Here is a 13,731-nt window from a genome sequence, read left to right as displayed (position 1 = left end):
AAGCTATGAAACTGGAAAGACCTGTATGGAGGAAACTCATTCAGGATGGTATTATCTCGCTTTTCCTGTATGCATTACCAGTACTGTTGATGTTTCTTTACTTCTGCATGCGCGGTGAACATCCCTGGAGGCAGCAGGAAGGGAAGGGTATTATTACTATCAGCAAATAAAAATAACTGCGTCATGAAATTTATTGAAACATTGTTTCAGCAACTCAATACATGGGGCTTACCGGTACTGTTGCTGATAGTAGGCATTCTGGAATCGATGTTTGGTTTGTACAACAAACGGAACGACCGTAATGAATTTATATTGGACCTGCTCAGCTTTGCTATACCTAAAGTGCTGTTTCCTCCTGTGCTGGCGTATTTTAGCCTGAAGTTCCTGCCGGTTTTATTACCAGCCTGGCGGAATATGTTTTCATGGGTCCCATTTTTCTGGGGGGTGGTAATCATTGCTGTAGCTGACGATCTGACACAGTACTGGAATCACCGGCTACACCATCAGGTTCCTTTTCTGTGGCGCTTTCACCGGACGCATCATTCAGCGCCATACATGGGAGTGGCGGTATATTTCCGTAATAACCTGATACATGTGCTGCTGTTTTCACAGGTATATCTTGTGGCTACGCTGGCTTATCTGGGGTTGGGTTACCCGGCATTGTTTGTAGCGGGTATGAAGTCGCTGATTGTTGCTGCGGCACATTCCAGCATACCCTGGGATAAGCCCATGTACCGGATCAAATGGCTGCATCCTGTAGCTTGGGTACTGGAGCGGTTTATTTCCACTCCTGCTACACATCATGCCCATCATGCGGTAACGTCTGATGATGATGTAGGTTATTATAAGGGGAATTTCGGGAACATGTTTTTTATCTGGGATATTATCTTCGGTACCGGCCTGATCACCCGCAAGTATCCTGAAGAGTATGGTATTTCGCATTATGAGAAAGATGAATGGTACGCGCAGTTTCTATGGCCTTTACTGAAATCGAAGGCGCCGGACAGTGAGCTATCTGCCGGAGGGCCTATGGTGCGTATGGATGATGAGCCTGCGATTCCGGCGGCGCCAGCTGAAGAGGCTGGTGTCTGATATTTTGTGCGTACTAACTATGATGATTATACGAAAAACATCTGCTGATATAGCGGGTGTTTTTTTATTTGTAAGAGGAGGAGCAGATGTTGAAATGACAGACATTTTCTAATGTAAAGTATGTTAATATACTGTTAATTAAAAGATGGGTCAATGAGTTGTAACTCTTTACTGTATTGTGTTTTAGTGGATGTGTTATTTTTGTTTTTCAACTATTGCCGGGGATAAATGAAAAGGTGATGGAGGTCATTTGCGCAGAAAAATATAAGCTCTACTATTGCGTCGAAAAACTTGAGGATGCGCATCTCAATTTCAGGTTGCTATTTCTAAAATTATAAACCCAAATCCAAAATGAAAAAACTTTTATTGTCGGCAGCAGTAGCCCTGGCTGCAGTTTCGGGTTATGCACAAACCTCTACTTCTCCCACCAATGCAGCTGCACTTCCATCAGATCGTTCCAATGTAGCTGTAAGTATGTGTTTGTCGAACATTATTGAATTGAATCCTCCAAGGGACCAGATGGGTGCTATATTCAACAAATCGTCAGACTACAATAACGGAGAGGAGCTGAAAGACCCGACCGGCAATCCTTCCAGTGATTTTACTGTTAGCTCCAACAGGAATTTCAACATTACTATCAATGCTGCTGCTCCTAACTTTTCTTACACCGGCAGCGGAACCGGTAACAATGTGATGCCATGTACTGTGCTGAGTTACAACCTCGCCAGCAACAATACAGGTGGTACAGACGGAACTTCATCCCCCTGGACTCCGTTGACGATTGCTCCTGCGCCGCTGATTAATAACGGTACATATGGAGCTGCCAAAACGTTTGCTGTTAAACTGAAGGCTGAGCCGGGATGGAACTTTACAGGCGGCTCTTATGCTGTGGGTGTAATCCTGACGGCTACGCAGTTGTAGTATGGCTTTATTGAGGTGAGCTTTCTCCGGAGGCTTGCTTACACCAACCAGTTCTTCTTTTGTACTTGTCAGTTTCCGGGTTCCCTGATTTGCAGATCTCATATAACAGTGCATAGAAAACATCTGACATAATCGGTGCTGTTGTATGTGTAACGTGTGTCCAGGCTGCATGCCGGGGAATCCCGGAAATTATTCCGGCGGACTGATTGCACAGCGTCAACCAACCATGCGGAATTGTTTTCCCTATATATACTTCGTGTTGCTGTTAATCTGTAACACTTTTTGTAAGACATTGCTGGCGCAGGAGGATATTGCATTTGCTGTTACAATGAAAGATTCCATCATTGCGGACAGGAATGCAGATTTCCTTTATAATAATATCAGCGTAATAAACAAGGGCAACCAGCATCTTTTATTGAAAAACCAACTGGAGGCTCCTGAAGGATGGAAGCTGATGGCTCCGGCGCAGACACTCAACATTGAGCTGCCACCCGGCGGGCAACAGCTTGTACCGGTGGTACTGATGAAGCTACATCATGCGGCGGCCGGCTGGCTGCCTGTAGTCATGAAACTCAGTATACAAGGGCTAAAGCCTGCGGTATACAGGTTTTATGTTAAAGCTAACCCGGTATGTTCCTTCAGGATCACTCCATTAAAAGAGCTGATCCAGTTGCAGGGGAATAATGATGCAATCAAAATTCCGGTAAGGATAAAGAATACCGGAACCGTGAGTAGCCTTTACACAGCGGGATTCAGAAACAACAGGCTGGAGGTGAATCATGCTGTGACAATCCGGTTGAAGCCGGGTACAGATACCATATATACTTTTGCGCTTCGCCTGGGGGAGCAGGTATGGAGGCAGCTTCGGCGCGAAAGGATTTCCATAGATATAACTGACACTACGGGCGTAAGCTATCAGCAGCATACTGATTTGGAGAGAATACAGCATACGCTGAAAGAACGGCCATCGCCTTACCAGGTATTTCCACTGTATGTGGAGTCTGGTTCTATGCAGTGGGGGGATCAGTTCAGTTATTTCGGAGCTGCCAGGGGAGAGCTTATGCTGGGCAGGAACCGGCTTGGATTTTTTTACCGCAGCAAGCAGTATGGGTTGGGTAATACGCTGGAGCAGAACATTTTTGGCGTCAGCTATCAGACAAAGAAGTGGGACATCTACGCCGGCCACCTGAGTGGGATCCGTTATTTCTTTACTTATGGCAATGGCTTCCGGATTAACTACCGACCAGCGGGAAAGACAGAAATATCTTTAAGTGCGGTAAAACATAATCGCATCTCTATATACAAGAACAATAATGTTACAGGCAGTATCAGGTATCCGTTGAAACAGATGTCGGTACTGCATGCGGTATCCGTCGATATAGACAGGGCGAAGAAATATAATGGTTACCTGTTGTACAATGAGGTACAGGTTTTTAGTAAAGAGAAAATATCCCTGCAGGTGAATGCGGGTATAGGAAAAGTGCAGAGCACTTCAAAACGGCTCCCGTTGCGGGAAGAGAGGCCGGGGGGCGCATGGGGTTATGTGTTTGGTTACAGGGGGAAACATCTGGAGCTTTCGAGCTTTGTGCAGTATAACAGTCAGTTTTATCCTGGTCTGAACAAGGGGTTGATTATACATATGCATGATGTGAACTGGAAGTTTGGCAGTAATGTGGTGGGGATATTCTATCAGTATAATCACTCGGATGTTACCACGTTGCGGGATACCATTTACAATACGGATGCGCTGAAGTTTGATATGGCGCGTTATGGCGTGAGGTATAGCAGGAATGGGAAGGGTACTTGCTCGGTGAGTGGGGGTATTATGAAACAAAGCCAGGGGTTTTCGGGCTCCATGCCTGAATATGCATTTATGGAGTTGTTGCTGAAAATGAATGCAGGCAAGATTTTTAGTTTGATGATTAATGCTACGGGAGGGTATAACAATGCCTACGGAACTGACAGGAAACAGGTATTGGTTACAAATACCAATATCTCTCTCAGTCGTGGTAATATGGGTATAAAGGGGTATTTCATGCAGATGCCGGTATTTGATATTATGGGGCACAGGAACTTCCTCCGTTATAATCAGACGCTGCTGGTGGGGCCTTTTGCGGGTTTCAGTTTTCTTAAACATATCCGGGCAAATGTTTATTACAATTTTTCAAAGTCGCTGTATGACAACAGTATTTCCAACAGGGTGGGTTGCAATGTGTCTTATAGCCATCCCCGCAACGGGTTGACGCTTAACTGTACGGCGGTTCTGCCGTTGCAGTCGTCTGGTCCTGCGCCTAACGGGCTGAATGAGCGGTATGTGAATGTTTCGGTGAATAAAAGATTTAATATTCCGTTGTTTTTTCGCAAAAAATATTCAACTTTGAACCTAATATCCTTTTCCGATGTTAATGGCAATGGAATAAAGGAACCATCAGAAAAGCCAATCGGCGATCTACAGGTAGATATCAACAATATTCCCTTTATCACGGATGAAAAAGGGAATATCTCCTACAAGAATATCAGTCAGGGTGAATACCAGCTTGACTTTCGGCGAATAAGCAATATCAGGGGTTTAGTACCTGCCGCCGGTCTCTCACAACGAATACAGGTAAAAAATGATATTACGGTAATGCTGCCATTCAGGAAGAGCAGGGTTATCAGCGGTAATGTTACCGTAAGTGCTGATTCATTGGGTAAGAGCCAGTTTTCGCGTGGCAATATCAAAGTGACAGCATCAGATAGCAGCGGGCTTATATACAGCACGCTGACAAATGATACCGGGGATTATTTCCTGAATGTACCGGCTGGTAAATATGTGGTGTCGCTTAACCCGCAGGCATTTGACGGAAAGATAAAACCGCGGCAGATGTCTTACGTAGCAGATGTTAACAGAGATACGACAGTAGTTATAAATTTTGAAGTAATAGATAAAAGCAGGAGAATAAGATTTTTTAACAGTAATGCAAAATAGTGTTTCGATGCTGAGTATAAATTTCGGATAGCTCCCTCCTACTGTATTTCGGGCAGCTGCTATAGCTACCCTGTCTTGCCCTCAGAAAATAACCTTAAGGAAATCGTGAGAAAAACCATAACCAAAATTTCGATTGCTTAAATCGTTTAAAGATGAAAAAGGTAATGATACCAGAAGAAGGCCCTGATTCAAGTACCTCTTTAGCCAGAGTCGTGCATCCATTAAACCCGGTTGCCACCGTTGACGAACTTGTAAAATCGCTGATTGCAGCGGGCAGCATTACTCATGTAAAAAAGAAGCGCGCTGTATACGCTGAGGGGAAAGCCGCCACCGCTGTTTTTTACATTTTAAAGGGGAAGGTGAAAACCTGTAAATGGAATGAAGAGGGCAAAGAGTTAATTACAGGCCTGTACCAGGTAGGCGACTTCATTGGCTTTGATGCGCTGATGGATGGCGCCCGCTACCGCGATACTGCCGTGGTAATTGAGGAGGCGGCGTTTATAGAGATTGCCCGCGCCGATTTTGACTTCCTTTTCAGGTACAACAACAGTTTCCTCCGCAAGTTTGTAGACATCCTGACGGGCAACATTGCAGAGAAGCAGGAACAGATGCTGCGAATGGCGTATAGCCCTTTACGTAAGAAAGTAGCTGAAGCGCTCCTACATACTTACAGGAAGTATAATCCTAACAATCTGCAGGAGTTCAGCATAGACATCAGCCGCTATAACCTCGCTGCACTGGCGGGCGTAGCAAGGGAATCGTTGATACGTACGCTCAGTGATCTGCGTGATGAAAACTTCATCGATATCCGCAATGGCAAGATTGTTATACCGGATACCCGCAAGCTTGAACAACTGATCTACTCAAACAAAAAACCGGCGGCCCAGGCCAACGAATAAAGATACCCCTATGAAAGCCCTGGTAATTGTGATGCTGTCATGCCTGCCCCTGATTGTTAGTGCGCAGCAGGAGGCAGGCAAAGGCATCCTGATAAAACCCGCAACTATTGACTTTACCCTCACCGGCGGACAAACCGGCAATGGAAAAGTGTTTATCTCGAATAACCTCAACAAGAAAAAGCAGTTCACGGTATACCTCAGCGACTGGATCAGGGATACACAGGGTAAGCATGTGTATACGCAACCGGGAAGTACCACACGTTCCTGCGCTAACTGGGTGAAAGTTGACAAAACCTTTATTGAGGTGGACCCTGGCCAGACTGCGGAGCTGAATATCAAACTGCTGGTTCCTGATTCTGCAGCAGCCACTGCTGAAATGAAATGGGCCATGCTCTTCGTGGAAACCATTGAAGAACAGGTGGTGAGATCTGCTACGGGACTGGAGACCCATGTAAATAACAAAATGAGGGTCGGTATTCATCTCTATCAGACGCCTCCTTCCATCACTGACAAAGATGTGAAGATCATCGCCTTTGAGCAGCCTAAAGCCAGCGAAAGAAAATGCCACATCGTTTGCCAGAATACCGGTGGTGTACAGTTAGAGTGCAACAGCTACATTGAGTTGTCTAATACCCTCACCGGCGACAAGACCCGCATTGATGCCTCCCTGTTCCCTTTATTCCCCGGACAGAAGCGGATTGTGGAATTCGTTATCCCGGACAATGTGCCCAAAGGGAAGTATTCCCTGGTTGGTATCATTGATGCCGGTAACGATGTGCCGATGGAAGCGGCGCAGGCAATGGTAGATATCTGATATTTCAGCGCTGTTGTACATCTACATAAAAATTATCTTCATCCACCGCGAAATCGCCTTCATTCATATTCTTCAATGTAATGGTTTTCCATTCTTTGGATGGATAGATAAAACTAAAATGATTGCGGGACGTGCTAACTTTTATGGGCATATCAAACCCGGTGGCATTGGCGTTCCAGCGATACTTCAATTCCAGGTTACGCCCCAGTTGTTTCAAAGAGAATTGTAGTTGCGGGATGTTAGTATACCTGAGATATTGCTCAAACAAGGGGCTGTAATTGTGGTGCGTGCGTTCGCAGATATAGCTGATAAGCTCACCGGCCGAAAGCGTTTGGTAGCGGAAATGGTGCTGTATATCTTTCAGGAGGTTGAACCATATGGTATCATTGTCCAGCACATGACGGAACGTGTGCAGCAACAGGCTGCCTTTGGTGTACATATCGCCGATGTCATAGAAGATATGATTTACATTATACACGCCGGTTACCGGTTCCTGGTTGCGGACTTGTTCCCGTTGCTGATTCAGCATATCAACCGCGGCTTTTCTGCCGTAAGCACACTCTATCACCAGTGATTCCGCGTAGGTGGCAAATGCTTCGTGTATCCACATGTCTGCAATGTCTTTACTGGTCAGCGAGTTTCCCCACCATTCGTGAGCGGATTCATGCCAAATGACGGAAGGGAGATCAGTAAGGGTGGTATCATCGAGTATTCTTCCTATACATACTCCGCTCTGATGCTCCATTGGATAAAGACTTTCCACCAGCGTGAAGCCATCGCGTGGAAATGGATATGCCCCGAAATGCTGCTCGAGGCAGGCCAGCATTGGTTTCACATTTACATATAGGCCTTTTGCCCGTTCCTGGTTATAGGGCATTGTGTAATAATCCAGCGTGAGCGTATCACGGTGACGGATATACGTATCGCTGAAATGAGCATAGTGTCCGATGTTAAAAGTGACGTTGTAGTTGTTGATGGGATAGCTGACGTACCATTCGTACCGGGTTTTATCTGTGCCTACCGGCGTTGTGTGTTGCAGCCGCCCGTTGGATATTTCTGTAAAGCCGTTGGCTACAGTTACCCAGATACGCATACTGTCCGGTTCATCAGACTGGTGGTCTTTGTTAGGCCACCAAAGGCTGGCGCCGGAGCCCTGACATGCCACCTGTGCCCAGGGATTACCTGTTTTGTCTTTTCCCCACAGGACACCTCCGTACATGGGAATACGGGTGTCTGGTACTTGCGGGGAGCCTTCGTAGTTGATAACAATTTCAGCGGTACTGCCGGCAGGCATTGTCTCCGGGAACCGGACGAACACTGCATTATACTCGCGGGTATAAGTGAGCGGTTGCCCTTTGTAAAGGATGCTATTGATCTGCATATTGGCATACAGGTCCACCTGCATGATGCTGAAAGGTTGCAGCGCTTTGAAGCGGATGCTGTTGCTACCTTTTATGAAGTGATTGTTCATGTCCACATCTACATCGAGATGGTAGAAGGTAACGTCATAGCATGTGCGAAATGGCGTGAGCATGCCCCGCAGGGTATCTGCATGGGTGAAGTCATTCTGCCGGTTGGATACATGCGGCATGTTGATGAGCTGTTGGTTGTTGTTTGCCGGCGGGGGCTTCCTTAAAGCGTCAGGCGATTCAGGAAGGATGATGTTATAATTTTCCCAGAAGGCGGTATCATAATTGTTGCTGATAAGTTGATTGACGGAAGATACTTTATTGCTGACATTGTCTGAGAACCGCTGCACATTGCCGGTGTGTATATCTGTTACGGAAAGATTGAAATCGCCTTCCCAGGGTGCGTCGGTGATGCCCCGTTTCCTGCTGTTCACATCTGCATTCCAGTGTCGCTGCACATTGGCCAGATACCACTTGCCGCGATAGTATTTATATGAAATGCTGGTTTTTATGGCAGTGAAATCGATGGTGCTTTTGAGTATGACAGACATAATTGTGTATCCGACTCCGCCTTTCCCATGCCGGTTGACGTAGTCTATGCCTTCAGGCGTGAGGGCCCAGTCACATTTTGCAATAACCAGCGTTGCTTCATCAAGATAGAGTTTTCCGGTTATTAATGCTTTGCGGCCGGGCTTTTTGGGAGATATGGATATGACCAGCAGCGTTCTGTCGCCGTCCACAACAGTTTCCTGATAGTCATAATTGTAATAGCGGAAGTTTTTTTCATTCATAAATGACTGTTCTGCCTGGATATTTTTCTGAATATCTTCTGACAGGGAGCTGTAGGCGGTATTGGTGATGTTGCTTATCCAACCGAAGAACCGGGGATCAACATGAATGTCTATAGTTTTTTTTCTTCCTTTGAGGATACGGATCTGGTCCTGCCGGTTTTTGTCAGTGTGGTATGTTTTATAAATATCCAGGACTGATTCATTGAAGTTGAGCGTATCCTTCCGGAACCGGATGTATTCACGGTAGAAAGCAGTGAGTCGAACATCTGTCGTGTCATAGAGTTGCGGTATGCGGGCAATGGCTTCCTTTAAAAGGGCGAGGCCGGTACGGGCTGACACGGTTACGCTTTTTAGGGCAATGGCGCCTGATTCCAGTCTGATAACCGTATTGAGTTGATCATGCGGGGCAATGGGCAACAGTGTGGGTTTATACCCAATGCAGGATACCAGTAATGTATCGGGCAGCAAAGCTGTGGGGATTTTAAGGATGAAATGGCCGGAGGTATTGGAGAATGTGCCGGAACTCCCCCTTTTTAGCTGGATGCTGGCATATGGAATGGGGAGATGTTGTTCTGCATCAGTGACAATGCCTGACAAGGTGATGAATTTTTCCTGGCTGAAGGTCTTGTTGCCCGTCATCATCAGCAGGATGAGCAGGCCGGAAATAAAACGGTGCCTCATGGATTTTTTTGCAGCAAATGAAGCGCTTTCCCCTTGCTGCATCTACTCAAATCCGGATTTGAGTAATGATTTAGCCGGTGTTTTTCAGCTGTTCGGTGATATATTCCCTGGGCGACATGCCGGTATTTTGTCTGAAGGCACGCTGAAAAGTGGCTTGTGAATTAAAGCCTGATTCGAATGCAAGTCCCAGGATGGTTATCTTGTCTGCCCCTGGTTCCTGTATTTTTTGTTTGAATGTTTCAATTCTATACTGATTGATGTACTCGTTGAAGCTCTTTTGCATATGCTGGTTTAGCACAGCCGAAATGGTTTTGGCTGCGAGGCCGGTGTGTTGCGACAGGATAGTAAGGTTCAGGTCCGGATCAAGATAGATTTTGTCCTGTTCCATTGCCTTTATGAGTAATGGGATAGCAGTGTTGATCACGTCAGTAGCAGGTGGGGTAGTCGTCTTCTTTATAGGTTCCGCAGGAGGGGGTATCATGTATCCTTTAATGCCAAGGCAGTAAATAAGCGCCACCAGCGGAATATAAACGGGATACCAGTCTACGTTGTTGAGCACAGTATCAGTAAGTGATGGTATAATATAAGGTATCAGATATAGCAGCCATATGCCCTGAAAAATAAGAAAGATGGAGATGAACTGCCGGAACCATTTCTGTTTCTGACCTGCTATATTGGGTATGGTACGGAGACAGCGGTAGGACAGCAGAAGATATCCGGTGATGGATAACCATCTGGGAATATCGGAATAGACGTTATAGTCGTCGATGAATTTTCCCCAGGGTTGAGGGTGATTGGGGATCAGATTCAGGAGGAGCCCTGCCACGTAAATAACGGTAGTGAGCTTAGGTACGATATCAATGATAACCGGAACAAAATGCCAACGTATTTTTTTTCCTGGTTCAAAAGTGGGATCTACGCTTGACCTTATATATAAATAGATCATCGGCCCTATCAACATTGCGAGGTTCAATGGGATAAAATTCAGCAGGAATGAAAGCAGGGGAGGGGTAGAAGACTCATCCAGGAAAAGGTTCAGGCAGGCGAGTGCAAAAAGCAGCATTACTCCGGCCAGGAACCGGTTAGGACGGAAACGTTTTGAAGAGATGAATAACAGGACGCACAGGATAAGCCCCTGGATGATGCCCAGCAGCATGATCATATGGAAAACGCCTGTAAGTGTCATGAATAATTCTTTGATCTGTGGGTTAAAATATGTTGTTCACAGTACAGGTAAGGTACAGTGTTATCACAATAAATTTCCACAAAATATGCGGATTTGCAACGCATATTTTCTTCCCCGTTGATGACCGTGGGTTAACATTGTTTTGTAATACCGCCCCTGTTGCGTATTTTAAAAGCATTATCAACCTGAACAATGAATTATGGACAAGCATCTTCACAGGAGAAGCTTTCTTCGCAACACGGGTATTGTTACCGCTGTACTTGCCATGCCCCGTTTTCCGGCGTGGGCGATGCGTTTGTCACCCGGACAGCCGCTGCATAATATTCCACTGGATAAAGGGATTGATGCTGCATGGCTGAAATCTCTCTATGAGCGCGGTGTTGCAGACACTTATCTCAAAAGCAGAAATGAGCTGAGATATATTGGCATGCCTGCCGGGGGCCTACATGCAGGAACGGTATATGCAGGTGGCGATGGCCGACTGTGGCTTTGGCAGATATATAATCAGAGCATGGAAGGTACGCATGAGGGGATTGATCCTGTAACGGTGAACTGGAACGATGGCATACAAACACGCCAGATACGTCCGCGTGATGGTTCCGCTTATGTAGAACCGGTGATTGCTGCCAACAGGAGAGTATTGGAGCAGGGTTTTGCTATAAGGGTAATGAAGGACCAGCAGACGTGGGTGAAGGAGCTGAAGGAGGAACATTGGGATGAAGTGGCCTTTACGGGAACTTACCCGGTTGCACAGATTACCTATAGTGCAAAGGATTTTCCGGTGGAAGTGAGATTGAAAGTATACTCCCCTTTTATCCCACTGGATGAAGAAAACTCTTCATTGCCCGCTACTATATTAAGAGTGGAAGTAAAGAACCTTACAAATGCAGCGCTGGAGGTAGCATTGATGGGGTGGTTGGAAAATGGCGTCAGCAAGCTGTCAGCAAAGCCGGGGGCCGGAAAGAAAAGGAATCGCGTAGTAGCAGGTAAAAACCATACTGCTGTTTTTATGGACTATGTGACAATGGACCCTGCGTTGAAAATTGCACAGGATATGGGTTCTATGTGTTTGTCGTTGCACGGGCATGCAGCTGCTGAGAATACGGATATGCGGATATGGCCAGTAACTGCTGCTGCTTTTGATGTACAGGCAGCTCAGGAAGCCACCGCTGCTGCGCCGGATACATTGACCGCGGGTATTGTAGCATCAGGTGGGGTAAGTCCTGGCGCAGTATTTCAGGCGGATTATTCCATCGCGTGGCATTTCAATCACCTGCATCCGAATTTCCCTAAGCTGGTGAAAGACGCAGCGGGTGGATACTTTTATGCGGTGCGTTTTCCCGACGGATTGGCGGTGAGTGAATATCTGGCAAGCCATTTCAGCAGGCTTACTACATTAACAGAGCTGTGGCAGCATACCTGGAACGCGTCTTCATTACCACACTGGTTCCTTAACCGCACTTTTGTGAATATTGGTACACTGGCAACGGCCAACACCTATCGCTTTGCAGATGGCCGCTTCTGGGGCTGGGAAGGGGTAGGCGCGTGTGCGGGTACCTGCACGCATGTGTGGCAATATGCGCAGAGCATGGCGCGTATATTCCCCGGACTGGAACGAGATCTCCGGGAACGGGTGGATCTTGGCGCCGGCTTCAGGGAAGATTCCGGCGCTATCATTTTCCGCGCTGAAAATGAAACCAGGCCTGCAATCGACGGACAAGCGGGGACTATCCTCCGTTTCTACCGTGAGCACCAAATGAGTAAAGACGATACATTTCTCCGGAGGAACTGGCCGAAGATAAAAAAGGCTGTACAGTTTATGCTGGCACAGGATAAGAACGGTGATGGTATGACAGATACGCCGATGGAGAATACGCTAGACGCCGTATGGGAAGGGGAGATAGCCTGGATCGCCGGGCTGTGTGTAGCTGCTGCAAGGGCGGCGCAGGCAATGGCTGAAGAGATGAAAGACCGGGCATTTGCTGTTGTTTGCGCTGACTATGTGAGCAAGGGAAGTAAGCATATTGAAGGGCCGTTATTCAATGGAGAATATTTTATTCACAGGCCTGATCCAGTTGCCGGCAGGAAGAAACTGGGTTCTTACAATACCTGTCATATAGACCAGGTATATGGCCAGGCGTGGACCTTCCAGGTGGGATTGCCGCGTATACTTAATAAAGAGAAAACGATGTCTGCATTGAAGGCATTGTGGAAATATAACTTCACTACAGATGTGGGCCCATATATTAAAACGCATACCGGTGGCCGCCCTTATGCACTGCCGGGAGAGGGTGGTATGATTATGAACACCAATCCGCATAATGAGCCGAAGCCTTACGGAGAGGATGTTACCTGGCAGCTGGGTTATTTCCATGAATGTATGAGTGGCTTTGAGCACCAGGTGGCGGCGCATATGATGGCGGAGGGCATGACGGATGAAAGCCTCGTACTTACGCGTGTTATTCATGACCGGCATCATGCAGCGAAAAGAAATCCGTTCAATGAAATAGAATGCAGTGATCACTATGCCCGTGCAATGGCCAGCTACGGTACGTTTATCAGTGCCTGTGGTTTTGAATACCACGGACCTGCAGGATATATTGCATTTGCGCCGCGCCTGCAGGCGGATAATTTCAGTGCTGCTTTTACGGCAGCGGAAGGCTGGGGAAGCTATTCCCAACGTAAAGAAGGGAACCGCCAGCGGCATACGTTGGCGTTGGCTTACGGAAAACTGGGTCTCAAGAAGCTGCGTTTCCGCTTACTGAATGACAGACCCGTAACAGGTATCAGCGTGGTACATAATGGTGTGGTAAAACCGGCTGTGTATAGCGTAAAGGAGAAGGATGTGTGGATAGAATTAAAAAGCGGTATCAGTATACAGGAAAATGAAAAGCTGGAGATCCTGATCTGATGTACAATGCCCTGATTAAAAAGAGCTCCCGGAGTAAATGGCCGGGAGCTTTGTTTGTA

Annotated in this window: 9 protein-coding genes; 7 read left to right on the top strand and 2 right to left on the bottom strand. The window is 46.8% G+C overall.

The features are described 5' to 3' along the window. Nucleotides 1-5 precede the first annotated feature (5 nt). The 6 genes from VM802_RS14700 (at nucleotide 6) to VM802_RS14675 (ending at nucleotide 6,694) form a co-directional block, all read left to right on the top strand. Nucleotides 6-170 (top strand): hypothetical protein, encoded by a 165-nt coding sequence (locus tag VM802_RS14700; RefSeq protein WP_325531742.1) that lies wholly within the window; start codon nucleotides 6-8, stop codon nucleotides 168-170. Between the two features lie 13 nt (nucleotides 171-183). Further along, entirely contained in the window at nucleotides 184-1,092 is a 909-nt protein-coding gene (locus VM802_RS14695; RefSeq protein WP_325531739.1) for a sterol desaturase family protein, read from the top strand. Nucleotides 1,093-1,443: 351 nt separating this feature from the next. Further along, nucleotides 1,444-2,013 carry a hypothetical protein gene (locus tag VM802_RS14690; RefSeq protein WP_325531737.1) on the top strand — a complete coding sequence of 190 codons (570 nt, stop codon included), beginning with the start codon at nucleotides 1,444-1,446 and terminating at the stop codon, nucleotides 2,011-2,013. 145 nt (nucleotides 2,014-2,158) lie between these two features. Further along, complete coding sequence (locus VM802_RS14685) at nucleotides 2,159-4,981, top strand: carboxypeptidase-like regulatory domain-containing protein (RefSeq protein WP_325531735.1); 2,823 nt, start codon at nucleotides 2,159-2,161, stop codon at nucleotides 4,979-4,981. A gap of 152 nt (nucleotides 4,982-5,133) precedes the next feature. Next, nucleotides 5,134-5,880 (top strand): Crp/Fnr family transcriptional regulator, encoded by a 747-nt coding sequence (locus VM802_RS14680; protein WP_325531733.1) that lies wholly within the window; start codon nucleotides 5,134-5,136, stop codon nucleotides 5,878-5,880. Between the two features lie 10 nt (nucleotides 5,881-5,890). After that, nucleotides 5,891-6,694, top strand: a complete 804-nt coding sequence (locus VM802_RS14675) for a hypothetical protein (RefSeq protein ID WP_325531731.1) — start codon at nucleotides 5,891-5,893, stop codon at nucleotides 6,692-6,694. 4 nt (nucleotides 6,695-6,698) lie between these two features. Here VM802_RS14675 and VM802_RS14670 read toward each other — a convergent pair whose 3' ends face one another. Next, nucleotides 6,699-9,575, bottom strand: a complete 2,877-nt coding sequence (locus VM802_RS14670) for a M1 family metallopeptidase (RefSeq protein WP_325531729.1) — start codon at nucleotides 9,573-9,575, stop codon at nucleotides 6,699-6,701. Nucleotides 9,576-9,645: 70 nt separating this feature from the next. Then, on the bottom strand, nucleotides 9,646-10,761 hold the full coding sequence (locus VM802_RS14665; protein ID WP_325531727.1) for an AraC family transcriptional regulator: 1,116 nt from the start codon (nucleotides 10,759-10,761) through the stop codon (nucleotides 9,646-9,648). Nucleotides 10,762-10,960: 199 nt separating this feature from the next. Here VM802_RS14665 and VM802_RS14660 point away from each other — a divergent pair, with 199 nt between their 5' ends. After that, nucleotides 10,961-13,672, top strand: a complete 2,712-nt coding sequence (locus tag VM802_RS14660) for a GH116 family glycosyl hydrolase (RefSeq protein ID WP_325531725.1) — start codon at nucleotides 10,961-10,963, stop codon at nucleotides 13,670-13,672. Nucleotides 13,673-13,731 lie beyond the last annotated feature (59 nt).

Source organism: Chitinophaga sp. (assembly GCF_035538455.1).
Taxonomy (GTDB): domain Bacteria; phylum Bacteroidota; class Bacteroidia; order Chitinophagales; family Chitinophagaceae; genus Chitinophaga.
Note: the sequence above shows the minus strand (reverse complement) of the source record. Positions and strands in the feature narration are given on the sequence as shown.

Bases quoted from the DNA above. Each gene is read 5' to 3' on its own strand.
- VM802_RS14700 (WP_325531742.1), top strand. From the start codon at position 6: ATGAAACTGGAAAGACCTGTATGGAGGAAACTCATTCAGGATGGTATT.
- VM802_RS14695 (WP_325531739.1), top strand. From the start codon at position 184: ATGAAATTTATTGAAACATTGTTTCAGCAACTCAATACATGGGGCTTA.
- VM802_RS14690 (WP_325531737.1), top strand. From the start codon at position 1,444: ATGAAAAAACTTTTATTGTCGGCAGCAGTAGCCCTGGCTGCAGTTTCG.
- VM802_RS14685 (WP_325531735.1), top strand. From the start codon at position 2,159: ATGTGTAACGTGTGTCCAGGCTGCATGCCGGGGAATCCCGGAAATTAT.
- VM802_RS14680 (WP_325531733.1), top strand. From the start codon at position 5,134: ATGAAAAAGGTAATGATACCAGAAGAAGGCCCTGATTCAAGTACCTCT.
- VM802_RS14675 (WP_325531731.1), top strand. From the start codon at position 5,891: ATGAAAGCCCTGGTAATTGTGATGCTGTCATGCCTGCCCCTGATTGTT.
- VM802_RS14670 (WP_325531729.1), bottom strand. From the start codon at position 9,575: ATGAGGCACCGTTTTATTTCCGGCCTGCTCATCCTGCTGATGATGACG.
- VM802_RS14665 (WP_325531727.1), bottom strand. From the start codon at position 10,761: ATGACACTTACAGGCGTTTTCCATATGATCATGCTGCTGGGCATCATC.
- VM802_RS14660 (WP_325531725.1), top strand. From the start codon at position 10,961: ATGGACAAGCATCTTCACAGGAGAAGCTTTCTTCGCAACACGGGTATT.